Raw genomic sequence first — 24,181 nt, 5'->3', positions numbered from 1 at the left:
ACTTAACAGTTGTTTTACATTACTTAGTGAAAGGCATACCCAATTGAGTAAGCATCTCACGTGACTCTTCATCAGAGTTAGCAGTCGTTACAATTACGATGTCCAAACCGCGAACACGGTTAACGACATCATAGTCGATTTCGGGGAAAATAAGTTGTTCGCGAATTCCCAAAGTATAGTTACCGCGACCATCAAAGGCCTTTGGTGAAACTCCACGGAAGTCACGCACACGTGGCAATGAGATGTTGATCAACTTATCCAAGAAGTCATACATCCGTTCTCCACGCAACGTTACCTTGGTTCCGATGGCCATTCCTTCACGCAAACGGAAGCCAGCAATTGACTTCTTTGCACGTGTAACAACTGGCTTTTGACCAGCGATTAATTCTAATTCTGCAACAGCTTCATCCAAGTTCTTTGAGTTTGATACAGCATCACCAACCCCCATGTTCAAAACGATCTTTTCGATCTTTGGAGCTTGCATAACTGAACTGTAGTTAAACTTTTCGATCAATGAAGGTTGAACTTCATTAACATACTTTTCTTTCAAGCGATTTGCCATGATAATGATTTCCTCCTTTCACCTAAATTATAAAGCCGTTCCAGACTTCTTTGATACGCGTACCTTCTTACCATCTTCAATCTTGATACCAACACGGGTTGGTTCATTAGTTGAAGGGTCAAGCAATTGTACGTTTGATACGTGGATTGGAGCTTCTTGCTCGATAATTCCACCTTGTGGGTATTGGTTATTTGGCTTTTGGTGCTTCTTCATCATGTTAACACCTTCAACCACAACACGGTCTTGAGCAGCAATGGTCTTAGTAACCATTCCTTCCTTGCCCTTGTCCTTGCCGGCGATAACCTTAACCTTGTCACCTGTCTTTACAAACATGCGAGGCTTCCTCCTTGATTATTTGATGGCTTTATTACAAAACTTCAGGTGCCAAAGACACGATCCGCATGTAATCGTTGTCACGCAATTCACGCGCAACAGGGCCGAAGATACGAGTTCCTACTGGACTCTTATCATCCTTAACGATAACGGCAGCGTTCTCATCAAACTTGATGTATGAACCGTCTGCACGGTGTGTTGATGAAACAGTCCGAACGATAACAGCCTTAACGACGTCACCCTTCTTAACAGTTCCACCAGGAATTGCTTGCTTTACGGTTGCGACGATCATATCACCGATTCCGGCGAACTTACGACCAGAACCACCCAAAACCTTAATAGTTAAGATTTCACGTGCTCCTGAGTTATCTGCAACATTCAAACGACTTTCTTGTTGAATCACGATTTTGTCCTCCTTCCGTTATTTGGTAAAATTCGAGATTAAAACGATTAGATAATAACGGCCTTCTCGACGATTTCTACCAAACGGAAGCGCTTAGTTGCTGATGTTGGACGTGTCTCCATGATACGTACTACATCACCAGCTTTAGCTTCGTTGTTTTCATCGTGAGCCTTAAACTTCTTCGTGTACTTAACACGCTTTCCATAAACTGGGTGGTTCTTATAAGTTTCGATAGCGACAGTAATTGTCTTCTCCATCTTATCTGAAACCACGCGGCCTGTGTAAACCTTACGTGCGTTACGAGCTTCAGTCATCTCGGTCTCCTCTCCTTACTACTTGTTCAATTCTTGTTGACGAATCACAGTCTTGATACGGGCAATTTGCTTACGTACTTCTGACAAGCGAGCCGTGTTTTCAAGTTGACCAGTAGCTAGTTGGAAACGCAAGTTAAACAACTCTTCCTTGTAGCTCTTTTCCTTAGCCACCAATTCAGCTGTACTGAGGCCCTTGATTTCGTTTTGTAAATCTTTGGTCTTCATTATTCACCCTCCACTTGGCGAGTCAAGATCTTCGTCTTAACTGGCAACTTGTTAGCAGCAAGGCGCAAAGCCTCACGGGCAACTTCTTCAGGAACACCGCCGACTTCAAACATTACCTTGCCGCGCTTGACTGGGGCAACCCAACCAACTGGGGCACCCTTACCATTACCCATACGTACTCCAACACCCTTAGAAGTGTATGACAAGTGTGGGAAAATCTTGATCCAAACCTTACCACCACGCTTCATGTAACGCGTCATAGCGATACGAGCAGCTTCGATTTGACGGTTTGAAATCCAGTGTGATGTAGTTGCTTGCAATCCGTAATCTCCGAATGCAACACTCTTACCACCCTTAGCTTCTCCACGCATGTGACCACGGTGGGGCTTACGGTATTTAACACGCTTTGGAACTAGCATGATTACTTAGCCTCCTTGCTCTTCTTTTCAGGCAAGATATCACCACGGTAAATCCAAGTTTTAACACCTAACTTACCGTAAGTAGTAGCTGCCTCATCCCAAGAGTAATCGATATCCGCACGCAATGTGTGCAATGGAACCGTACCCTCGGTATATTGCTCAACACGGGCAATATCAGCACCGTTTAAACGTCCAGAAACTTGCGTCTTGATACCCTTGGCACCAGAGCGCATTGCACGTTGGATAGCTCCTCGCATTGAACGACGGAATGCCACACGGCGTTCCAAGTCTTGTGCGATTTGTGAACCTACCAAGTGGGCGTCCAAATCAGGCTTCTTAATCTCAATGATGTTGATGTGCACGCGCTCACCCTTTGCCACCATCCGTGACAATTCGTTACGCAATGCATCAACTTCAGATCCACCCTTACCAATAACCATTCCAGGCTTAGCAGTGTGGATTGAGATGTTAACGCGGTTAGCAGTACGCTCAATTTCAATCCGTGAAACTGAAGCATCAGCCAACTTAGTCTCGATATACTTACGCAACTTCATATCTTCTAACAAGACATTTGCGTAGTCCTTCTTGTTTGCGTACCATTTAGCATCCCAGTCGCGGATGATTCCGACACGGAAACCAGTTGGGTTAATCTTTTGACCCATGACTCAATCCTCCTTACTTTTCTTTTACCACAATTGTGATGTGGCTTGTGCGCTTATTGATTGGTGAAGCTGAACCTTTGGCACGTGGACGGAAACGCTTTAACGTTGGTCCTTCGTTTGCAAAGGCTTCAGCAATTACCAAATCTTCGCGATCTAGTGAAAAGTTGTTCTCAGCATTAGCAACTGCTGAGTTCAACACTTTATAAACATCTTGTGATGAGTGGTTTGGCAAGAATTGCAAAATTGCAAATGCCTCAGCCACTTGCTTTCCACGAATTTGGTCAAGCACAAGGCGGACCTTACGTGGAGCGACACGAACGATTTTCGCTGTGGCGCGTGCTGATGTAATTTCTTCAGCCATTGTATTGTCCTCCTTAATTAGCTACGCTTACTCTTCTTGTCATCCACTGCGTGACCGTGGAAGGTACGCGTAGGAACGAATTCTCCAAGCTTATGTCCAACCATATCTTCTTGGACCAAAACTGGGACGTGCTTGCGTCCGTCATAAACGGCGAACGTCAAGCCAATAAAACTTGGGAAAATCGTTGAACGACGTGACCATGTCTTGATGACGACTTGCTTTTCTGAAGCATTAGCAGCTTCAACTTTCTTCAACAAATGTGCGTCAGCAAATGGTCCCTTTTTCAGGCTGCGACCCATAATGAAGTCTCCTCTCGTATGCTTTTATTTTGATTTAAGCGGTTAATCTGACTACTTGTTCTTACGTCCACGAACGATAAACTTGCTTGAGCGAGCATTAACGTCACGTGTCTTCTTACCAGCAGTCTTCTTACCCCATGGTGACATTGGTGAAGGACGTCCAACAGGCGCCTTACCTTCTCCTCCTCCATGTGGGTGATCGTTAGGATTCATAACTGATCCACGAACGTGCGGACGTTGTCCCTTCCAACGACGACGACCAGCCTTACCCCAGTTGATCAATGAATGTTGCTCATTTCCAACAACTCCAACTGTGGCACGGTTAGTATTCAAAACCATCCGAACTTCACCAGATTGCAAACGAACAAGGACATACTTTCCTTCCTTACCTAACAACTGAGCAGATGCTCCAGCTGAACGAGCAAGTTGTCCACCTTTACCAGGCTTCAATTCGATATTGTGAATTTGAGTTCCATCAGGAATGTTTGCCAATGGCAAAGCGTTTCCGACCTTGATATCGGCTTCAGGACCAGATTGAACAGTCATGCCAACTTCCAATCCCTTAGGCGCCAAGATGTATGCCTTAGTTCCGTCAGTATATTGCAACAAAGCAATGTTTGCTGTCCGGTTTGGGTCGTATTCAATAGCAACAACCTTAGCTGGGACTTCATCCTTAGTACGCTTAAAGTCAATAATACGATATTGACGCTTATGTCCACCACCACGGTGACGAACAGTCATGTGTCCGTATGAATTACGAGCACCAGTGCTTGACTTTGACTCCAACAAGCTCTTCTCGGGCGTCGTCTTAGTGATTTCTGCGAAATCAGAACTAGTCATGTTACGACGTCCGTTAGAGGTTGGCTTATATTTCTTGATAGCCACGCTGCTTTCCTCCTATAATTAGTTTTCGTTGAACAATTGAATGTCCTTAGAAGCGGCAGTCAACTTAACAGTTGCCTTCTTACGCTTCTTAGTGTAACCAGAGAAACGTCCTTGACGCTTCAACTTTCCACGCACATTTGCAGTGTTGATCTTTTCAACTTTAACGTCGAAAATTTCTTCAACAGCGCTCTTGATTTGTGGCTTAGTAGCACGAACATCAACTTCAAACGTGTAACGTTTTTCATCCAAAACGCTCATCGTTTGCTCTGTGATGATCGGGCGCAAAATGATATCACGTGCGTCCATTATGCCAAAACCTCCTCAACTTGTGACAAAGCTGATTGTACAACAACCAACTTATCATTGTTGATAACATCTAATACGTTAACACCCTTGGCGGTCATAACTGTAACATTTTCCAAGTTACGAGCAGCCAAAGCAGCGTTTGTATTATTGTCATCCAAAACAATCAATGTCTTTTCGTTAACGTTCAGGTTGTTCAAAACTGACTTGAATTCTTTAGTCTTGGGTGCGTCAAATGCCAAAGCATCAACAACAACCAATGCTGAATCCAAAATCTTTTGTGACAACACTGACTTCAATGCCAAACGGTAAGCCTTCTTAGGCATCTTGTAGGCATATGAACGTGGAGTAGGTCCGAAGACAATCCCTCCACCACGCCATTGTGGGCTACGAATTGAACCTTGGCGGGCACGTCCAGTTCCCTTTTGACGCCAAGGCTTACGTCCTCCACCGCGTACGGCTGAACGATTCTTAACGGCGTGTGTTCCTTGACGCATTGATGCGCGTTGCATCAAAACGGCGTCAGTAATGACACTATTATTAGGTTCGATTCCGAAAATTGCATCATTCAATTCAACTTCACCGGCATTTGAACCATCTTGCTTAAATAAAGCAACCTTAGTCATGTTTATATCCTCCCTTCGTTCTTATTACTTAGCTTTTACGGAGCTCTTAACCGTAACAAGCGACTTGTTTGCACCAGGGACATTACCCTTGATCAAAATGACGTTGTTTTCAACATCTACACGTACAACTTGTAAGTTTTGCATTGTGCGCTTACGATTACCCATCCGTCCAGGCAACTTCTTACCCTTGAAGACACGATTGATAATAGCTCCCAAAGAACCGGGACGACGGTGGTAACGAGAACCGTGAGCCATAGGTCCACGAGCCTGTCCATCCTTCTTAATGTTACCTTGGTAACCATGACCCTTTGTGATTCCAGTAACGTCAACAGCTTCACCCGCAGCGAAGGTATCAACCTTTACCTCATCCCCAACGTTAAACTCTCCTTCAGCGTCGCGAATTTCACGAATGTAGCGCTTAGGGGTCGTATTTGCTTTTGCAGTGTGACCTTGCTCAGGCTTGTTTGACAAAACTGCGCGCTTATCTTCAAAACCTAATTGAATAGCGTTGTATCCGTCGTTTTCAAGTGTTTTAACTTGAAGAACAACGTTAGGCGTAGATTCAATAACAGTTACAGGGATAAGCTCACCATTATCAGTGAATACCTGAGTCATGCCGACTTTGCGGCCTAAGATACCCTTAGTAGTCATGACTATCTCCTTTGTTTTTTATAAATTTATTTGATTAGTTTTAATGCTTGATCAGGCATCACTTTAAGCCGAAATTGAATTACAACTTAATTTCGATGTTGACACCACTTGGTAATTCAAGCTTTGACAATGCATCAACTGTTTGTGAAGTTGGGTTTACAATGTCGATCAAACGCTTGTGAGTGCGCATTTCGAATTGTTCCCGTGAATCCTTGTGCTTGTGTGGTGAACGCAAAACGGTGTACAAAGTACGTTCCGTTGGCAATGGGATTGGTCCTGATACTTCAGCACCAGTACGCTTTGCCGTTTCAACAATCTTCTCTGCAGATGCATCAATGATTGTGTGTTCGTATGCCTTCAAGCGGATACGGATCTTCTTATTTGCCATGATGACTCCTTCCTTCGTCCATATTGGAATATGAGACTAACTCCGTGAGAAAAACCAACACGCCTTCCGAAATCCATGGCACTGGTTCCGGTGGCAATGCTGCCGGGTGTGTCGCAACCTCTCACATCATCGCTCGTTACTGTCGTTGCCCCATCTAGAAGACCAAATCGATCTTCATTCAAGCAACGTACTTGACTATAATACCCTATCAAGTCAGTGATTGCAAGCATTATCCCCATTTTTTGTATTACACTTTTGTAACAATAAACTTTAAATTGATAGAAAGCATTTTCATTTTTATGTAAATTTATTTTATTGAGCGTGAATTTTGGTTAAAATTACCTTTTTTCAATTTATCATTTACCAAGTATATGTTTATCTTCATCAAATGGACTTCTTACGACTAATGTTGACCACAATAAAAAAGGTCAACACAAAAATGTTCCTTTCTTCCTAATAGATTAGCAAAAAAGGCTGAGCCATAGTGGCTCAGCCTTAAACTTTAATTATGAACGATTATTTTCAACTCCCGGTACTTTAAATTCCATCTCTGCATCCAAGTATTCAAATTCTTCACCGGGACGGGCATTTAAGTCCCACTCAGATCGTTTACCATGACGATAAGCAATATCACCAGCCGCTCCGACCATAGCGGCATTATCTCCGGCTAATTCGCGCGGAACCGGTACAAAATTCGTCGTCGGGAAGTCTTGCAACAATTGGGTTAAACCTTCACGCAAGCCTTGATTTGCTGCCACACCCCCCGCTAAAATAAATGTTTTAGCAGGGTACTGTTGCAATGCTTGCTGAGTTTTTGTCAATAGCACATCTAACACAGCAGCTTGAAAACTCGCTGCTAAATCATCCGCATTCAATGGTTCATCACGTTGCTCTGCATTATGCTTTAAATTAATCACCGCACTTTTCAAGCCTGAAAAACTAAAGTCTAACCGATCATCATGCATTAATGCCCGCGGTAAATCATACCGCGCATGCCCTCGATGCGCCATTTCATCTAATGTTTTTCCCGCTGGATAATTTAACCCCATGGTCCGGCCTACCTTATCATAAGATTCACCGACCGCATCATCTCGAGTATCACCAACTACTTGATATTGATATTCATCAGGCATGTATACAAATTCAGTGTGTCCCCCGGAAACCATTAATGCTAACGCAGGGTACGCAATGGGCTCCACAAATTGGGCTGCACTAATATGCCCCTCCATATGTATCACTGGAACTAACGGCAATCGATGCGCCCAAGCAATGGTCTTGGCCGCCGTAACGCCAACTAAAAGAGCTCCCACTAGACCAGGACCATACGTCACCGCCACAGCTGTCAAATCATCATATGTTAAATTAGCATCCGTCAATGCTGCATCCACCAATACGGTAATTTGTTCGATATGATGACGACTCGCTACTTCAGGAACAATGCCCCCAAACCGTTGGTGGCTTTTAATCTGTGTTGCAATCTCTAAACTTAGAATTTTCCGGCCATTTTGCACAATTGCGACACTCGTCTCATCCGCACTGGATTCAAACGCTAAAATGATTCGATCTGACATCCCCATCTTCCTTTCATTCATCTTACTTAATCGTATAATCCATTAAATATGCATCTTCAATGGGATTATGGTAATATTTTGGACGCATAAAATATGTTTGAAATCCAATCTTTTCATATAAAGCCACGGCTTTTTGATTTGATGGGCGCACCTCTAACAATAAACGGGTTCCTTGCGGCAAGCGCTGAATCGTTTCTCGCAACAACGTCTCGCCCAAATGGTGCCCTTGCCAAACAGGTAAAACAGCGAGATTTGTCACTGAAAATTCATCCAATACCCAGCTCGCCCCTAAAAAAGCAATGATTTCACCATTAACCCGAAGAGCCAAATAACGACTCGTCGCTTGTTTTAAATCTTGTTCATATACTTGGCGCGTCCACCCGTCATGCTGATACGCTTGTTCAGTAATTCGTGTTAAATCCGCTGCCGCCACTTGGGTCGTAAATTGATAGTTCATCATAATTCACCACCCAAGCTAACGCGCATTTCCTGTGCATCAACCCCTGGACCATAATAATCACGACGTAAGCGTAAATCATTAAAGCCAAGCTTTTGATAGAGTTGGCGAGCTTCGCTATTATCGACCTGCACTTCTAGTGTCATTGATTGATAATAATGTTGCACGGCTAAAGACATCATATATGTCAACAGCGCCTGCGCTAACCCTTGCCGTTGCCACGCTGGTAGCACCGCCAAATTCGTCACGTGTGCATCTTTGGCCCCCGCTGCAAAAACAGCCCCCGCATACGCGACAATCTCATTAGTCGTGGTCGCACGTAAAATCAGGTATAGCCGTTCGTTCGTCCGCGCAATTTCATCCGCAAAGACTTCAAGTGGCCAAGGTGCGAAGCCATGATACGCCGCCTCTTCCACTGCGAAAACATCCGCCACATCCCTTTGTTGTGCTACCGCAATTAAATAATTTTGTTGATTAATGACCATCGTTTGTTCAAATTTTTGAATCTCTGGCGCCAGCGGTTGTTGCGAACGCTGCCACCATTTACTTAACTTTTTCCACATAATCTTGTCGTTTTGCCTCAGGATGTTGTTGTTGCCAATTTGCTTCCGCTTGCGTTAACCGCAAATAGCGTGGGTTAAACTGATGAATCGCATTCACTGCAGTAATGATCGGCTCTGTTCTTGCCAACTGCACCAAATTAGCGGCATGCGGTAAATTATCCGCCGCAAATTGGGCTTGGGGAACTTGTGTCAATATTTCTGCTTGCATCTCTGGGGTAGCCCCCACATAAATCACTGCTTGCTGTGCCGCAATTTGGCTAGGCATGGCTTTTAGGGGCGTATGCTGATCGTTGATGATATTTACTAAATGCTCACCTTGCCACTGATATTGACCAGCGTAAACATTTTGATTACGGGCATCCATTAAAGGAATTATTAGAGTATCTTTCGCATCGGCTAACGCTACATTGGCAGCCAATAACGCTAAGCTTGATACGCCAACAAGTTCTAAGCCCAAAGTAAAAGCAAGCGTCTTAGCCGTAGTAACCGCCAAGCGCAACCCAGTGTATGAGCCTGGTCCCTGACTCACAATCACCCGTTCTAAATCTTGTGGACGCCACCCTGCGTCTTGCATCAACTGATCAATGCCAGGTAATAGTTGTTCAGAATGATTTTTAACTTGATTCGTTTCAAACTGACTAATTAACTCTTGATTATCAAATAATGCAATTGTTAACGGTTGATTTGATGCATCAAACGCAATTGTTTTCAATTTTCTTTCCTACCTTTTAAATCAAATTACTTCGTCCCACCAGCATCACCATTGGCACCTTCTTCGGTTCCAGGATTATACCAGTCAGCGCGAGCATGTGTATTTTGAACTTTTAAGTTAAAGTAACCAATAACTTGTTTCGGCGCTGTTTCCCAACTATAATTATGCACCAAATCGGCCGATGTCACAATTCGATATTCAGTACTAGGAAAGAGACAACTAATAATGGTCAATTGCGCATTTTGACTCGGATCCAAAACGCCAACATCATCTTTTTGCACCGTTTTTTGACCACGAATGACATACTCATAAATACCATCAGCATTCGCTAAGTAAATTTTGTTCCCATTTAACCAATTTGAACCATTTAAACGCCCATTTTGAATATACGGATGATTTTGATTCAAGTGCTCTTGTAAAGCACTAAATCCGGTTTGCCCGTCATTAAAATTATGGGCTGCCAAACCATAGTTACCCTGCCCCATCACTGGAACTTTCGTACCTTTTGAATCTTCATGCGTGCGGTTAGCAAAATCAGCCCCTAAATCCAAACCTTGTTCTGAATAGGCATCATCATAAATGGGCAATAAAATTGCTCGACTCGGAATGGCGACAAAACCTTGCTTAGTAAAGCGGTCATTCGGGTTTTGATCACGCATCACCATCTTTTTTACCTGTTGACGACTAATTGGCCGTTTGGCTTTTTGCTGAATTTGCTGGGCTGCTTGCTGATTGTAAACATTCATCACCACAGCTTGCATCCCCATAAAATTAGTATAATACCCAAGCAATATAACGCTCCCAATCACCGTCATCAAACCCATCCAACGGCCATAAGCAGCTGGCTTTTTAAAGATTTTCCGCGTGCCAGCAATTATTCCAGCGACGAATGCCGCCCCAATTAATATAATAATTAAAGGCCATAAAATCGACATTAACGTGCCTGGACCATTTGGAATAATTCCATCCATCTTACTTTCCCCATGTTTTTTCTATGAATTTTTTAGTAAATGAGCCTGATACTTCGAATTTCATTCTAACTGCTTCTGAAACTTTTTACAAGCAACACAAAAGGACACCTCGCATGAAGTGTCCTTTTGAATTCTCAATTAAATTTCTTGTTGGAAATCCATTGGATTATACAACTTAACAATCTTAGTTAAGACATAGTCAACAATAAATCCAGTCACAATTGGCACTACGAAGAAGACAATAATTGAAATCATTGGATTGACATAGTTATTAATCCATTGTGCGTCTGCAGCATCCTTTGCGACGGCTTGAATCGGTGTAACCAATCCAATCCAACCAAATCCAGCTGAAGTTGGTGTTCCTTGAACATTCATCAATGCCACTGGAATTCCTGATACAGCAGCTGTGATTAAGAACGAAATCATCGTTACCGGCTTAGCGAAGACAGAAGGCATCATTCCCTTCATGGCTCCCAAGAAAATTGCAATTGACGTTCCTTTTTTATTAACCTTAATTGAGTTAACCAACAAAATAACAGTTGTTGAAATTACCCCTACTCCAGCTGCCGCTGAACCAACACCGGCCAAAGAAATCGCCAAAGCAATTCCAACCGTAGAAACCGGTGTAACAATGATAATCGCAAAGGCCATCGCAATCAGGATAGACATTGGTACGGGTTGAAGCCGTGTAAAGGTCTCAACCATTTGTCCAATCCAAGTGGTGACTGAACCAACATAAGGAGCAATCCCTTTTCCAATCAAACCAACGCCCCCACCAACAACAATTGGTGTAAGGATAATTGCGACAGAACCAAATCCACCTAAGTACTTAGCAATCAACCAAATCACTAAGACTCCAATCGCGGCCACAATCATGGCGTTAATTACGTCCCCGGCTCCTGAAGCAACATAAATCGGAGCAGCCGTAGCTGACTTAACATGCGTGATTGGGTTCGTAAACCCAGCTGGCGCTGTTCCCCACTTGATTGAACCAGAGGCAGCGGCTACCGCAATCCCCAAGGTTCCAACATCCAAAGGCTTCATCTTAAATTGCAAAGCGATGCTTACACCAATTAAGACTGGGATAAACGTCTGGAACAAAACCAAAATTGCATTCAAATCTGAGGCCCAATTAACCACCCCAGGTGTAATGAAAAGCTTCAATAAATACTTCAAAACCGCTGAAGGCAAAACACCAATCAAAATCCCTTGGGCTGAACCACTCAAGATTTTAAAGAAAAAATCTTTGGCCTTTAACTGGTAACTCCCGTCAAAATAATCCATAATATCATCTCCATAATTAAAAGGCCCACCTCAGTTGCAGAATTCTTTTTCAAAAATATCAATCAACTAAGACAAGGCCTTGACTTAACTTACTTATTAATCACTTATTTTAGTATTCAACGGCGATACTTGGTGTAACACCATTGATAAAGTCCAAGCTAGCTGACATTGATTGTGTAACCATCTCATAAACTGCCTTAGTAGTATAGAAAGCAGTGTGAGGAGTTACCAAAACGTTTTCGCGTGAAATCAAATCGGCGATCCGTGCGTCAGGGAATTCTTTACCTTCCCAGTCTTCATTGAACAATCCAACTTCATCCTCATAAACGTCCATGGCAAAGTCAGAAATCTTTCCTGAGTCCAAACCAGCAATAACTGCGTCAGTGTCAACCAAGTTTCCACGTGAGCAGTTCACGATTACTACGCCATCTTTCATCTTAGCAATTGATTCAGCATTAATCATGTGCTCGTTAGCAGGAACTCCAGGAACGTACAATGAAATAACATCAGCTTGAGCATACAACTCATCCAAAGTATCAACATACAAACCTTGAGCTTCAACTTCGTCGTTCTTGTAAAGGTCATAAGCAATCACCTTTGCTCCGAAGCCTTGAGCAATCTTCATCGCAACCCGTCCTATGTGACCAGTTCCGACAATTCCGATGGTTTGCATCCGCATCTCACGACCGATTGTTGGAGCCCAACGTAAGTCATGACGCGCAATCTTTGCATCCAAAGCCTTAGTACGACGGAGCAACCGTGACATTTGAATCATTGAGTGCTCAGCAATCGCATTTGGGGAATAAACTGGCACGTTTGAAATTTGGAAACCAAATTCACGCGCAGCATCCATATCAATGTTATCAGTTCCAACATTACGCAATGACATCTTGTTGATGCCTACTTCATGCAAAGCGGCCAAAGTCTCACGCGTATAATCTAATTGTTGGTAGACGTTGACCGCATCATAGCCTTCAGCTAACTTAGCAGTCTCAGGATCCAATAATTCTTGAGTATAATCTACTGTTACTTCTGGATGTTCTTCCTTCCATCCGTTCAATGACGGAATTTCGTCATCTCGAATACCATATGCAAAAATCTTTGCCATAATAATATATCCCCTTTAATCTAATACTCAACGTATTGTGAAAATAAATAACTATATGTGAAAACTCACACACTAGTTTACAACTAAATTCTACCGCATTTTAGCGTTTTTATCAAATTGAAACAGCAAAAATCGAAATAAATTTACACTTATTTTTCACACATGTAAAATTTTTTGCAACATTAAAATTTAACAACTTGTTCTGGTGTCTCGCCATTAAAGAAAGCCAATCCCGCATCCAATGATTGTTCAACCATTTCTTCAGAAGCCGTCCAAGTATAAAAGGCAGTATGTGGTGAAACAATTACATTCTCTCGCGTAATTAAGTCGGCGACTCGTGGATCTGGGAAGTCTTGTCCGGCCCAATCAACGTTAAAGAGGCCACCTTCATCTTCATAAGTGTCCATCGCAAAGCCATCTAGTTTTCCGCTATCCAATGCAGCAATCACGGCATCAGTATCAACCAGATTGCCCCGGCCCGCGTTTACAATCACAGCATGGTCTTTCATCTTCGCAATCGAATCAGGGTTAATCAGATAGTGATTTTCAGGGATTCCAGGCACATGCAATGAAATTCCATCTGCTTGTGCTAATAGCTCATCCAAAGTATCGACATACAGCCCTTTTGCAGCTAATTCTGGATTTTGATATTTATCATAAGCAATCACTTTGGCGCCAAACCCTTGGGCAATTTGAATTGCTACACGGCCAATATTTCCAGTTCCAACAATTCCAATTGTTTGTTTTCGCACTTCCCGACCAATCGTTGGGGCCCAGGCTAAATCATGCCGATAAACTTTAATATCCATCTGCTTCATATGCCGGAATAAACGCGCCATTTGAATCATAGCATGCTCCGCAATCGCATTTGGTGAATAGCGGGGCACATTTGACACGTGGAAATTATACTTCTTCAACATTTCAAAGTCTAAATCGTCAGTTCCTACATTTCGCAAAGTTAAAATATGAATACCTAAGTCTGCCAACTGCTTCAAAGTTGCTTCACCCACAGGGACACCTGCTTGCAAAATATTAACCACATCGTAGCCGGCTGCCATTGGCGCGGTCTCTGGCGTTAAAAGCTCATTAGTTGTGTCGACTTGTACATCCGGATGCTTAGCCACCCACGCGTCAACTGCTACTTGCTCATCTTCTCGTATTCCAAACGCAATAATCTTCATCATTCTTTTGCTCCTTTCAATTCCTTGCTCTACTGTTATTTTAACAGAATTTTAGACTGCCCCCCACATATTTCATTTATTCATCACTGGTACTCTTTTAAATATACATAGTCGTGCTACCAAGTTATTAAAAAAACAGCCAAACTGTTACCAATTTGGCTGTCATAACCTCAACTTTAAATTAATGTAAATCGCGTTCAGCAATAATTTGATCAGCTCCAAAATAAGGTCGCAAAACTTCCGGAATAGTCACCGTACCATCGGCGTTTTGATAGTTTTCCAAAATTGCCGCTACGGTCCGACCAACAGCCAATCCTGAACCATTTAACGTATGGGCGAAATGTAATTGCCCATTCTCATCGCGATATTGAATCTTAGCTCGCCGCGCTTGAAAGGCTTCTGTATTTGAAACGGAAGAAATTTCACGATAAAGATTTTGTTCAGGCATCCAGACTTCTAAATCATGGGTTTCAGCGGCTGAGAAGCCCATATCTCCCGTCGACAGCGTAATGAGATGATATGGTAACTCTAACTTTTGCAAAATATTCTCCGCATCCTTTGTCATCTGATCTAAGGCGCGATAAGAATCATCTTCGGTCGTAAACTTAACCATCTCGACCTTATTAAACTGGTGCATCCGGATTAATCCGCGCGTATCGCGACCAGCTGATCCAGCTTCTTGCCGGAAAGAAGGAGCTAAAGCTGTTAATGAAATTGGCAAATCGGCACCATCTAAAATCTCTTCACGATAATAATTCGTCAAGGGCACTTCCGCCGTTGGGATTAAGGTCATTTCGTCATCCGCCCCAACGCGGTATGCATCATTCATAAATTTGGGGTACTGGCCAGTTCCAAACATCGCAGCATCTTTGACCAAATAAGGTGGTAATACCTCTGTATAGCCTTCTTTACGGTGCTCGTCTAACATAAAGTTATACACGGCACGTTCTAAGCGGGCCCCTTGTCCAATGTAATAAACGAAGCGAGCCCCTGAAACCTTCGCTCCGCGTTCCCAATCTAAAATGCCCAACGCTTCACCAATTTCATAGTGTGCCTTAGGTGTGAAATCAAAGGTGGGGATGTTTCCCCACTTTAATTCTTCACGATTAGCCGCTTCATCAGAGCCAACTGGAATATTTGGATTAGGGAGGTTAGGAAAACGCAAAGCTTGTTGCTTCAAATCAGCATCAATCTGTTCCACTTGTTCGTCTAAAGCCTTAACTGTTTGGGCCAGTTGCTGCATCTCTGCAATCTCCGCATGAGCATCTTCTTTTGCCCGCTTTTTTTGTCCAATTTGATCAGAAACAACGTTGCGTTGTGCCTTTAACTCTTCAACATGCACTAAAATCTCACGCCGCTTGGCATCCAAAGCTAAGTAACTGTCGACTGTTTCCGTCGCAACACCACGTCCGGCTAAACGTTCCTTCGCTTCATCTGGATTATTTCTTAAATACTTAATATCTAACATAAATTATCCCTCGATTCGTAATTCTTTAATTTTTTGGTCAATTAAATTGAATACTACTGCCAAATCTTCTTCATTTTCGACAAAGTCCAACTGATCACCATCAATCTTTAGCTTTGGGGAAGCATCATATTGATCAAACCAAGCCACATACCGGCGGGTCAATTCTTGATAATAATCATATAAGCTTGGATCTTGATCGACTTGTTCATACGAACGACCACGCTTTTTAATCCGCTTAAGCATCGTATCAAATGAAACATTTACGTAAATTAACAAATCAGGGGTCTTAATCGTCGCATTAGCAGAATAATTCACTTGTTCCATCATATTATGTAATAAATCACTATAGATTGCGGCTTCCGTTTGCGTCGCTCGGTCTAAGTCAGCGTTCAATTGGAACAACAATTGATCTTCAAAGATAGAACGGTCAATCACATTTAAATGTGAACCTTGGGCGTCTTTAATATTTTCCAAACGCTTATTTAAAAAATAGTTTTGCAATAAAAATCCATATTTTTGTGGATTTTCATAGAACAATGGCAAAATTGGATTGTCATCAACTGACTCATAATAGGCTTCTGAGCCCAGGTGTTCTGCTAAAAACGTGGCAAGGCTAGTTTTCCCTGCTCCAATAGTTCCTGATAATACAATCATAAATCTGCTCATCCTTACTTTTTTGACTCTCAGCTAGAAACGACTCTCTTTTTTGTCTAATTACCCAGGTAATTTTCTAACATCATTAGAACCTTTTTTATAACTTTAATCTTAACAAAAATCTGTCCTTTTGGCGACAAAAAAAGCAGTGGTCATAAAATCCCACTGCAATTTAAGTTTATTTCACTGATGCTGCATGAATTCGAGTAACAGCCCGCCGCAAAGCGAATTGTGCCCGACGAACTTCGTGTTCATCATGTGCTTCTTGGGCTTCACGCAAAGCGCGTTCGGCCCGTGCTCGAGCACTTTCCGCCCGAGTTACATCAATATCACCTGAGCACTCGGCTGAATCCGCAACAATCGTCAAAGTGTTCCTTGAGAATTCCGCAAATCCACCATTAACTGCTAGGCGTTCTTTCGTATCTGATTGTCCAACAACTACCCGTACTTCACTAATTTCAAGTGAAGTAACGACCGGCACGTGATTTGCCATGATACCTAACTCACCACCCGTTGTGTGCAATACAACAAGCGTGGCAGTATCATATTCAAAGACCACGCCGTCTGGTGTCACAATGGATACCTTAAAGCTGTGTTCATTCATGGCAATACCTCACTAAGCCAAAGTTTTGGCTTTTTCAATGGCCATTTCAATCGCTCCAACATTTCGGAAAGCTTCTTCTGGCAGGTCGTCACACTGACCATCCAAAATTGCCTTAAAGCTCCGCACTGTCTCTTCAACCGGCACATATTGTCCCTTTAATCCAGTAAACGTCTCCGCCACTGAGAATGGTTGTGACAAGAAGAATTGGATCCGACGAGCCCGGTTAACGGTCGTCTTCTCTTCATCTGAAAGCTCATCCATTCCCAAAATGGCAATGATGTCTTGGAGCTCACGATAACGTTGCAAAGTCTGTTGAACTTGCATTGCCACTTCATAGTGCTCTTGACCAACAATCTCAGGTGTCAAAGCCGTTGACGTTGAAGCCAATGGATCAACCGCTGGATAAATACCTTGTTGCGTCAATGAACGCTCCAAGTTAGTCGTTGCATCCAAGTGGGCGAAAGTCGTGGCAGGTGCAGGGTCGGTATAGTCATCGGCTGGCACATAAACCGCCTGAATAGACGTAACTGATCCCTTTTGGGTTGACGTGATCCGCTCTTGTAATTGTCCCATTTCAGTAGCCAAGGTTGGTTGATATCCAACGGCTGATGGAATCCGTCCCAATAGGGCAGAAACCTCAGATCCAGCTTGCGTGAAACGGTAAATATTATCAATAAACAATAGCACATCTTGACCGTTAACGTCACGGAAGTGCTCCGCAATTGTCAAACCAGTCAATGCCACCCGCATACGTGCTCCAGGAGGCTCATTCATTTGTCCATAGACCATGGCGGTTTGCTTTAACACACCAGAATCCATCATTTCGTGGTACATGTCGTTACCTTCACGGGTACGTTCCCCAACTCCAGTAAAGACAGAAATACCATTGTGTCCTTGTGCAATGTTGTGAATCAACTCTTGAATCAAGACAGTCTTACCAACTCCAGCTCCACCGAACAAACCAATCTTTCCCCCACGTACATATGGAGCAAGCAAATCAATAACCTTAATTCCAGTTTCTAGAATTTCAGTTGATGTTTTCAATTGGTCATAAGCAGGTGCTGAACGGTGAATTGGATTATGCTGAACATCAGCTCCAATTTCTTCGCCCTCATCAATAGTTTCACCCAAAACATTAAAGACACGACCCAACGTAACTTCGCCGACAGGTACTGAAATAGGTTCTTCAGTGTCCTCTACAGCCATACCACGTTGCAAGCCGTCAGTTGAGTCCATGGCAATCGTCCGTACAACTCCATCACCTAAGGCCAATGTAACCTCGACAGTCAATGATTTTGCTTCATCACCACGATCAATGATTAAAGCATTATTGATGTCAGGAATTTGACCATCTAGTGGGAATTGAACGTCAACAACTGGGCCAATGACTTGTACAACTCGTCCGGTACTCATTGTCGTTATCCTTCCTTTTTCTAAACAAATTCAATGGTGTTTCAACAAACTCTATTCAAGAGCTGCCATTCCACCAGTAATTTCAGTAATTTCAGTCGTGATTGCACTCTGACGCGCCCGGTTATATTGTAGATCAAGTCGATCAATAATTTCCTTGGCATTATCAGTGGCTGATGACATTGCTGCTGATGAGGCCGCATGTTCCGCCGTTTTAGCATCTAGGATTGCTCCATAGATTAAACTTTGCGCATACTGTGGCAAAATCACCTGCAAAATTGATTCTGCGGATGGTTCAACATCATACTCGGCATGAAATGTAGTCTCACTATTAGGATCGACCATATCATCCGTCGTAACCGGCAACATTTTTTCAGCCCGGAATTCATTTGAAATCCGTGATACAAAGTGATTATAAACAACTGTTAGTTCATCAAAAATCGCATTATCGTACATTTCTGTAACGGTCTTAACAATTTCGCGCACATCGTTAAATGTAGGAACATCAGAAACTTCCCGATATTCATAAGCTAAATCATAGCCCCGCTTTTTTAAGAAATCTGCCCCGTTTCCACCAATCACTAATAGCTCGACTTGCTCAGGCTTTAGTTTCCGTTCGTGGATAATTGACATCAATCCTTTAAGAACTGTTGAATTATAACCGCCCACCAAACCACGATCAGACGTAATAATTAAGAAACCAACTTTCTTAACTTCACGTTGTTCCAACAAAGTACCCGCCGGATTAGCAATATTTGCTTCCGCAATGTGGGCCACCATATCATGTAAACGGTCGGCATAATCATAATATGAACCGCCTTGCCGTTGGATTTGGCTTAACTTTGAGGTCGAAACCATTTGCATGGCTGACGTAATTTGACGCGTCTTTTTCGTTGAGGCAACTCGGCGTTGAATATCTTCCAAAGAAGCTACCATTTCGCCCCTCCTCTACTTATTTTGCTTCAGAATCGCTGGCACTAAAAGTTGCCTTGAATTCTTCAATTGCTGCGTTCATCGCATCAGTCTCAGGCAAATTCTTGGTATCAACAATTGTCTGCAACAATTCATTATGCGCTGAGCGTACCGCTTGAATCAATTCAGTTTCAAAACGATTAATATCATCAACAGCGACATCATCCATGTAACCATGGGCAAGGGCATACAATGACAAAACTTGTTCTTCAACTGGCATTGGTTGGTGCAAAGGCTGCTTCAATAATTCAACCGTCCGACGACCACGCGCCAACTTAGCTTGTGTTGAAGCATCCAAATCAGAACCGAATTGAGCGAATGCTTCCAATTCCTTGTATGAAGAAAGATCCAAACGCAAAGTTCCGGCAACTTTCTTCATCGCTTTAATCTGAGCGTCACCACCAACACGCGAAACTGAAGTTCCGGCATCAACAGCGGGACGATTTCCTGAATAGAATTGATCTGAATCCAAGAAAATTTGACCATCAGTAATTGAAATAACGTTCGTTGGAATATAGGCTGAAACATCTCCAGCTTGAGTCTCAATGATTGGCAAAGCCGTCATCGACCCTCCTCCCAGTTCGTCACTCAACTTAGCAGCTCGTTCTAGCAAACGAGAGTGCAAGTAGAAGACATCTCCTGGGTAGGCTTCACGTCCAGGTGGACGCCGTAGAATTAACGAAAGCTCACGGTAAGCGGTAGCTTGCTTTGATAAATCATCATAGATAATCAAAACATGCTTTCCGTTATACATGAACTCTTCACCCATGGCCGCTCCAGCATAAGGTGCTAGATACAATAATGGAGCTGGTTCAGAAGGACCAGCCGTAACAACAATCGTGTAATCCAAAGCGCCCATTGCGCGCAAAGTTTCCACTTGAGTCCGGACCGTTGAATCCTTTTGTCCAATTGCGACATAAACAACAATCATATTTTGATCTTTTTGATTCAAAATCGTGTCCATGGCGATTGAAGTCTTTCCAGTCTTACGGTCTCCGATGATTAATTCTCGTTGACCACGACCGATTGGAACCAATGAGTCAATTGACTTTAAACCAGTTTGCAAAGGTTCAAAGACTGACTTACGTTGCATAACTCCAGGTGCTTTAACTTCAACAGGGCGTGTCTTAGTTGACTTGATTGGGCCCATTCCATCAACTGGTTGACCCAACGCATTAACTACACGTCCAATCAATTCCTCACCAACTGGAACTTCCATGATCTTACCCGTACGCTTGACAATGTCGCCTTCACGGATTCCATCAAATTGACCTAGAATAATGATACCAACATCATTTGATTCCAAGTTTTGTGCCATTCCATATACACCGTTTGCAAATTCAACCAATTCTCCGGCCATTGCGTTATCAAGACCAGTTACACGGGCGACTCCGTCACCAACATACGTAACTGTTCCTGTTTCTTGAACCGTCAATTCTGATTCATAATTTGCAAGCTGCTTTTTGATGAGTGAACTGATTTCTTCAGCTTTAATGCTCATTTGAACAGTTCCTCTTTCTTACTTTAGTGTTATTAACACTGCTACTTAATACTGGTTGCTAATGGACAATGCTTTGTCGAATAGCAGCTAATTTAGTTGCCAATGATCCATCCACAATTTGATTATTAGCCGTAATCACGACCCCACCAAGCAAGCTTGGATCAATCGTTTGCTTCAAATCAACTGATTTAGCGTCAAAACGCTTAGCAATAACTTGCTTCAAGCGTTCGATTTGATTAGCATCTAATTCCACAACAGTCTTAACTTCAGCAGTCATGTGACCAATTGCGTGATTAACGGTCCGTTGATAATTTTCTATCATCATTGGAAGCAAATCAAAGCGCCGATAATCGTATGTCATCTGGATTAAGTTATGAACCAAAGGTGAGGCGTCCGCCAAAAGTGGCTTCAAAATCGCTTGCTTTTGCTCATCACTAATCTGATTTGATGCAATGATTTGCTCTAATTCTGGATTGTCTTGCAATACAGTTTGCAACTCTAACAATTCATTTAAAGTTTCTGTATCACTCTTTTGATCATGAGATAATTCGAACAAAGCACGTGCATAGCGTTGCGCAATAATTGCGTTATCTAATGCCATTACTTTGCCTCTAACTCTCCGATGTAAGCATCAATCAATGCTTTTTGATCATCTAATTTCAGTTCTTTTTGGATAATCTTTTGTGCAATTGAAACAGACAAATCAGCAACTTCATTCTTAACATCTGCCATTGCTTCTGAACGCTCTTGAGCGATTTCAGCGTTAGCCTTCACCTTCATTGATGAAGCATTATCACGCGCTTGTGCAATAATGTCGTCACTGCGCTTTGAAGCAGTGTCTTTAGCATTGTTAATAATCGTCGTTGCCTCAGCTTGCGTTGCCTGTAATTCAGCATTGCGCTTTGAAACGAGCTCTGCAGCTTCGTTTTTATTGCTTTCTGCTGAATCCAAGTCATTAGCAATCTTATCTGCTCGGTCTTGCATCATCTTTGTGATAGGCTTCCATGCAAACTTTCCAATAAAGAATAGTAAGACTACGAAAGTCAATAAAACAAAGAGCATATTACCCAAAGCCAACTGCTCACCGGCATTAACCAGTAAAATTCCATTTAACATGTTGTTGGCTCCTCTCTCTATTTGCCGCTATAAATTACTTTGAAAGCAACATCAATGAGATAACGAAGGCCAAGATAGGAACGGCCTCAATCAAGGCAACTCCAACGAACATGTTTGTACGTAGCTTACCCTCTAATTCAGGTTGACGTGAAGTCCCCTCAATCATAGCAGCAATAACACGTCCATTACCAATTCCGGTACCGATAGCGGCACCAGCAACGGCAATACCTGAACCAATAGTAGCGATATGACCAGTCATAATATTAATTCCTCCGAATTATAAAAAATAAAACAAATAACAATTGTTATTCAGCGACAGCGTGTTCAGACGTATAAATTGACATCAAAGTGACAAAGATGAAGGCCTGAATAGCACCGATGAATAACGAGAATGCTTGCCAAAGCATTGACAAGAAAAATGCGGGAACTATAGTGAGTCCCAAATGTGACGGATTACCCCAATTGGTAATCAATGTCAAAAGCATTTCACCAGCCATGATGTTTCCATACAAACGCAATGCCAAAGTCAAGTAATTAGTAAATTGCTCGAAAATGTTAATTGGTAGTAAAAACGCCATGGGACTCATGAAAGTCGTCTTGAAATAGCCCTTAAATCCGAGCTTGCTAACACCGACAAAGTTAGCTAAACCAACAACTAACAACGCTAGTCCCATGGTTACAATCGGATTAGTCGTTGGTGACTTAACATAAGTTACATCACCAAAGGCTACCTGAACAGCTAATCCCATTTCATTAGAAACAAAAATAAATAAGAACAACGTAAATGCCGTTAATTTCAATTCATTTCCAATCGAACTGGGTAACGAACTATCCACAATTCCGTCAGTAAAGTCAACAATCGCTTCCAAAACATTTTGCTTCTTCCCGGGCTTCATTGTCAAGTTACGCGACAAGACAAAGACCAATAAAAAGACAATTAATGCAGCGATGACCGTTGAAATAACAATCGACCAATCAAATGTCAACCCTAATAACTGGAATGTGGCAGACTTCTCATCCAAAAAACTCACCTCTTTCCTTTCATAATTTTTCGGTAAATGCTGGGGAGCAATACCGTTTTTAATATTTACTACTTCATTTTACTCTATTAAATTCTTTTTTCAACGATAAATACGGGAAAGAAATCGAGATTATCTTGTTCCTTGCCAAAAGTAATTAAGTCCTAATTTATCAACCTTTACTATCTTTTTTTTGGTTCCGTTTTCATTCTTTTTTTATCTCCATTTAAAATTAAAGCTTCTAAGTCACCAAACCAAAAATAGTTAAAAAATTAATTTAAAATAAATTACCACGACGTCAAATTGTTCATTCAGCATTTTACATTTATAGTAAGAAGAAAATTTCTTCACTACCACCAATCTAATTTCATTCAATCAATAAAAAAGGCCACAAAACAAATAACTGTTCCATGGACTTGATTTAATTCAGATCTTAATAAAATAACTAATGCGTTCCAAACAAACGGTCACCGGCATCACCCAAACCAGGCACAATGTAACCATGTTCATCTAACCCTTCATCCAACCCAGCCGTATAAATCTCGACATCAGGATGCATTTTTTGAATCATCTCAATTCCCACTGGAGCTGAAACCAAGGTAATCAACTTAATTGTCTTAGCACCGCGCTTCTTCAAAGCATCAATCGCCATGACTGCTGAACCACCAGTTGCAAGCATCGGATCAACCACCAAAACTTCTCGTTGGTCAATATCTTCTGGCAACTTAACAAAATATTCAACTGGTTCTAAAGTTTCCTCGTCACGATACATTCCAATATGCCCAATCCGAGCGGCTGGAATTAACTTCATGATGCCGTCAACCATTCCCAAACCAGCCCGCAAGATTGGTACAATCGCCAACTTCTTTCCGGCCAATGTTTTTTGCGTCGTTTTAGCAACTGGCGTCTCCACTTCAATATCCATCGTTGGCAATTCCCGAGTGACTTCATATGCCATTAATGAAGCAATTTCGTCCACAACTTCCCGGAACTCTTTCGTCCCAACATTTTTATCCCGGATAATGGTTAATTTATGTTGGATTAGGGGGTGATCAATAACAGTTACTTTACTCATAACGCGGTTCCCTTCGTTTTCAAAATCTAATGTTTGGATGAATTATGTAAAATTTGCTGTTAATCATTATAGCAGAAGCTACCA

At 42.3% G+C, this 24,181-nt stretch carries 33 protein-coding genes; all 33 read right to left on the bottom strand.

The annotated features are described in order from the left end of the window. Positions 1-19: 19 nt before the first annotated feature. Positions 20-562 carry a 50S ribosomal protein L5 gene (rplE, locus tag IV73_RS02165; RefSeq protein ID WP_057754224.1) on the bottom strand — a complete coding sequence of 181 codons (543 nt, stop codon included), beginning with the start codon at positions 560-562 and terminating at the stop codon, positions 20-22. A 27-nt stretch (positions 563-589) separates the two neighbouring features. Next, entirely contained in the window at positions 590-895 is a 306-nt protein-coding gene (gene rplX, locus IV73_RS02160; RefSeq protein ID WP_057754221.1) for a 50S ribosomal protein L24, read from the bottom strand. Between the two features lie 34 nt (positions 896-929). Beyond that, positions 930-1,298 carry a 50S ribosomal protein L14 gene (gene rplN, locus IV73_RS02155; protein WP_057754218.1) on the bottom strand — a complete coding sequence of 123 codons (369 nt, stop codon included), beginning with the start codon at positions 1,296-1,298 and terminating at the stop codon, positions 930-932. A 47-nt stretch (positions 1,299-1,345) separates the two neighbouring features. Continuing rightward, positions 1,346-1,612 carry a 30S ribosomal protein S17 gene (gene rpsQ / locus IV73_RS02150; protein WP_057754215.1) on the bottom strand — a complete coding sequence of 89 codons (267 nt, stop codon included), beginning with the start codon at positions 1,610-1,612 and terminating at the stop codon, positions 1,346-1,348. An 18-nt stretch (positions 1,613-1,630) separates the two neighbouring features. Continuing rightward, on the bottom strand, positions 1,631-1,837 hold the full coding sequence (rpmC, locus tag IV73_RS02145) for a 50S ribosomal protein L29 (protein ID WP_057754212.1): 207 nt from the start codon (positions 1,835-1,837) through the stop codon (positions 1,631-1,633). Continuing rightward, positions 1,837-2,256, bottom strand: a complete 420-nt coding sequence (gene rplP / locus IV73_RS02140) for a 50S ribosomal protein L16 (RefSeq protein ID WP_057754209.1) — start codon at positions 2,254-2,256, stop codon at positions 1,837-1,839. Before rplP ends, rpmC begins: the two co-directional genes overlap by 1 nt. 2 nt (positions 2,257-2,258) lie before the next feature. Continuing rightward, the gene (gene rpsC / locus IV73_RS02135) at positions 2,259-2,918 is read right to left on the bottom strand and encodes a 30S ribosomal protein S3 (protein ID WP_057754206.1); all 660 of its coding nucleotides are present in this window, start codon (positions 2,916-2,918) and stop codon (positions 2,259-2,261) included. Between the two features lie 13 nt (positions 2,919-2,931). Continuing rightward, on the bottom strand, positions 2,932-3,279 hold the full coding sequence (rplV, locus tag IV73_RS02130) for a 50S ribosomal protein L22 (protein ID WP_057754203.1): 348 nt from the start codon (positions 3,277-3,279) through the stop codon (positions 2,932-2,934). Between the two features lie 17 nt (positions 3,280-3,296). Beyond that, complete coding sequence (gene rpsS / locus IV73_RS02125; protein WP_057754200.1) at positions 3,297-3,578, bottom strand: 30S ribosomal protein S19; 282 nt, start codon at positions 3,576-3,578, stop codon at positions 3,297-3,299. A 51-nt stretch (positions 3,579-3,629) separates the two neighbouring features. Further along, positions 3,630-4,463, bottom strand: coding sequence for a 50S ribosomal protein L2 (gene rplB / locus IV73_RS02120; protein ID WP_057754198.1), 834 nt, complete (start codon positions 4,461-4,463; stop codon positions 3,630-3,632). An 18-nt stretch (positions 4,464-4,481) separates the two neighbouring features. Then, positions 4,482-4,769, bottom strand: coding sequence for a 50S ribosomal protein L23 (rplW, locus tag IV73_RS02115; RefSeq protein ID WP_057754195.1), 288 nt, complete (start codon positions 4,767-4,769; stop codon positions 4,482-4,484). Next, entirely contained in the window at positions 4,769-5,392 is a 624-nt protein-coding gene (gene rplD / locus IV73_RS02110; RefSeq protein WP_057754192.1) for a 50S ribosomal protein L4, read from the bottom strand. The genes rplW and rplD overlap by 1 nt, the downstream gene beginning before the upstream one ends. Before the next feature lie 24 nt (positions 5,393-5,416). Beyond that, positions 5,417-6,043, bottom strand: coding sequence for a 50S ribosomal protein L3 (rplC, locus tag IV73_RS02105; RefSeq protein ID WP_057754190.1), 627 nt, complete (start codon positions 6,041-6,043; stop codon positions 5,417-5,419). Between the two features lie 79 nt (positions 6,044-6,122). Next, on the bottom strand, positions 6,123-6,431 hold the full coding sequence (gene rpsJ / locus IV73_RS02100; RefSeq protein ID WP_057754187.1) for a 30S ribosomal protein S10: 309 nt from the start codon (positions 6,429-6,431) through the stop codon (positions 6,123-6,125). 506 nt (positions 6,432-6,937) lie between these two features. Continuing rightward, complete coding sequence (gene tsaD / locus IV73_RS02095) at positions 6,938-8,002, bottom strand: tRNA (adenosine(37)-N6)-threonylcarbamoyltransferase complex transferase subunit TsaD (RefSeq protein WP_057754184.1); 1,065 nt, start codon at positions 8,000-8,002, stop codon at positions 6,938-6,940. Positions 8,003-8,024: 22 nt separating this feature from the next. Continuing rightward, a complete protein-coding gene (gene rimI / locus IV73_RS02090) occupies positions 8,025-8,462 on the bottom strand; it encodes a ribosomal protein S18-alanine N-acetyltransferase (RefSeq protein WP_083485530.1) in 438 nt (145 codons plus the stop codon). Continuing rightward, positions 8,459-9,022 carry a ribosomal protein S18-alanine N-acetyltransferase gene (gene rimI, locus IV73_RS02085; RefSeq protein ID WP_057754178.1) on the bottom strand — a complete coding sequence of 188 codons (564 nt, stop codon included), beginning with the start codon at positions 9,020-9,022 and terminating at the stop codon, positions 8,459-8,461. Before rimI (IV73_RS02085) ends, rimI (IV73_RS02090) begins: the two co-directional genes overlap by 4 nt. Continuing rightward, the gene (gene tsaB / locus IV73_RS02080) at positions 9,003-9,734 is read right to left on the bottom strand and encodes a tRNA (adenosine(37)-N6)-threonylcarbamoyltransferase complex dimerization subunit type 1 TsaB (protein ID WP_057754176.1); all 732 of its coding nucleotides are present in this window, start codon (positions 9,732-9,734) and stop codon (positions 9,003-9,005) included. Before tsaB ends, rimI (IV73_RS02085) begins: the two co-directional genes overlap by 20 nt. 26 nt (positions 9,735-9,760) lie before the next feature. Next, positions 9,761-10,705: a class A sortase gene (locus IV73_RS02075; protein WP_057754173.1), complete on the bottom strand. Its 945-nt coding sequence runs from the start codon at positions 10,703-10,705 to the stop codon at positions 9,761-9,763. 138 nt (positions 10,706-10,843) lie between these two features. Then, positions 10,844-11,989 carry a PTS sugar transporter subunit IIC gene (locus IV73_RS02070; RefSeq protein WP_057754171.1) on the bottom strand — a complete coding sequence of 382 codons (1,146 nt, stop codon included), beginning with the start codon at positions 11,987-11,989 and terminating at the stop codon, positions 10,844-10,846. Positions 11,990-12,098: 109 nt separating this feature from the next. Beyond that, the gene (locus tag IV73_RS02065) at positions 12,099-13,097 is read right to left on the bottom strand and encodes a D-2-hydroxyacid dehydrogenase (RefSeq protein WP_057754169.1); all 999 of its coding nucleotides are present in this window, start codon (positions 13,095-13,097) and stop codon (positions 12,099-12,101) included. Between the two features lie 182 nt (positions 13,098-13,279). Further along, on the bottom strand, positions 13,280-14,278 hold the full coding sequence (locus IV73_RS02060) for a D-2-hydroxyacid dehydrogenase (protein WP_057754783.1): 999 nt from the start codon (positions 14,276-14,278) through the stop codon (positions 13,280-13,282). Positions 14,279-14,459: 181 nt separating this feature from the next. After that, the gene (serS, locus tag IV73_RS02055; protein ID WP_057754166.1) at positions 14,460-15,746 is read right to left on the bottom strand and encodes a serine--tRNA ligase; all 1,287 of its coding nucleotides are present in this window, start codon (positions 15,744-15,746) and stop codon (positions 14,460-14,462) included. Positions 15,747-15,749: 3 nt separating this feature from the next. Continuing rightward, the gene (locus IV73_RS02050; RefSeq protein ID WP_057754163.1) at positions 15,750-16,400 is read right to left on the bottom strand and encodes a deoxynucleoside kinase; all 651 of its coding nucleotides are present in this window, start codon (positions 16,398-16,400) and stop codon (positions 15,750-15,752) included. A gap of 178 nt (positions 16,401-16,578) precedes the next feature. After that, entirely contained in the window at positions 16,579-17,004 is a 426-nt protein-coding gene (locus IV73_RS02045) for a F0F1 ATP synthase subunit epsilon (protein ID WP_057754160.1), read from the bottom strand. A gap of 12 nt (positions 17,005-17,016) precedes the next feature. Continuing rightward, the gene (atpD, locus tag IV73_RS02040; RefSeq protein WP_057754157.1) at positions 17,017-18,417 is read right to left on the bottom strand and encodes a F0F1 ATP synthase subunit beta; all 1,401 of its coding nucleotides are present in this window, start codon (positions 18,415-18,417) and stop codon (positions 17,017-17,019) included. 51 nt (positions 18,418-18,468) lie between these two features. Further along, positions 18,469-19,350: a F0F1 ATP synthase subunit gamma gene (locus IV73_RS02035; protein WP_057754154.1), complete on the bottom strand. Its 882-nt coding sequence runs from the start codon at positions 19,348-19,350 to the stop codon at positions 18,469-18,471. A gap of 16 nt (positions 19,351-19,366) precedes the next feature. Further along, the gene (gene atpA, locus IV73_RS02030; protein ID WP_057754151.1) at positions 19,367-20,887 is read right to left on the bottom strand and encodes a F0F1 ATP synthase subunit alpha; all 1,521 of its coding nucleotides are present in this window, start codon (positions 20,885-20,887) and stop codon (positions 19,367-19,369) included. 58 nt (positions 20,888-20,945) lie between these two features. Beyond that, positions 20,946-21,488 (bottom strand): ATP synthase F1 subunit delta, encoded by a 543-nt coding sequence (atpH, locus tag IV73_RS02025; protein ID WP_057754148.1) that lies wholly within the window; start codon positions 21,486-21,488, stop codon positions 20,946-20,948. Further along, positions 21,488-22,003 (bottom strand): F0F1 ATP synthase subunit B, encoded by a 516-nt coding sequence (atpF, locus tag IV73_RS02020; RefSeq protein WP_057754145.1) that lies wholly within the window; start codon positions 22,001-22,003, stop codon positions 21,488-21,490. The genes atpH and atpF overlap by 1 nt, the downstream gene beginning before the upstream one ends. Before the next feature lie 34 nt (positions 22,004-22,037). Then, entirely contained in the window at positions 22,038-22,250 is a 213-nt protein-coding gene (gene atpE / locus IV73_RS02015; RefSeq protein WP_201781074.1) for a F0F1 ATP synthase subunit C, read from the bottom strand. Between the two features lie 58 nt (positions 22,251-22,308). Then, entirely contained in the window at positions 22,309-23,025 is a 717-nt protein-coding gene (atpB, locus tag IV73_RS02010) for a F0F1 ATP synthase subunit A (protein ID WP_057754139.1), read from the bottom strand. 442 nt (positions 23,026-23,467) lie between these two features. Then, a complete protein-coding gene (upp, locus tag IV73_RS02005) occupies positions 23,468-24,097 on the bottom strand; it encodes a uracil phosphoribosyltransferase (RefSeq protein WP_057754136.1) in 630 nt (209 codons plus the stop codon). Positions 24,098-24,181 lie beyond the last annotated feature (84 nt).

This window comes from Weissella kandleri (assembly GCF_001438705.1).
Classification (GTDB): Bacteria; Bacillota; Bacilli; order Lactobacillales; family Lactobacillaceae; genus Weissella; species Weissella kandleri.
The sequence above is the reverse complement of the archived record's forward strand: the minus strand, read 5'-3'. Positions and strand labels throughout refer to the sequence as shown.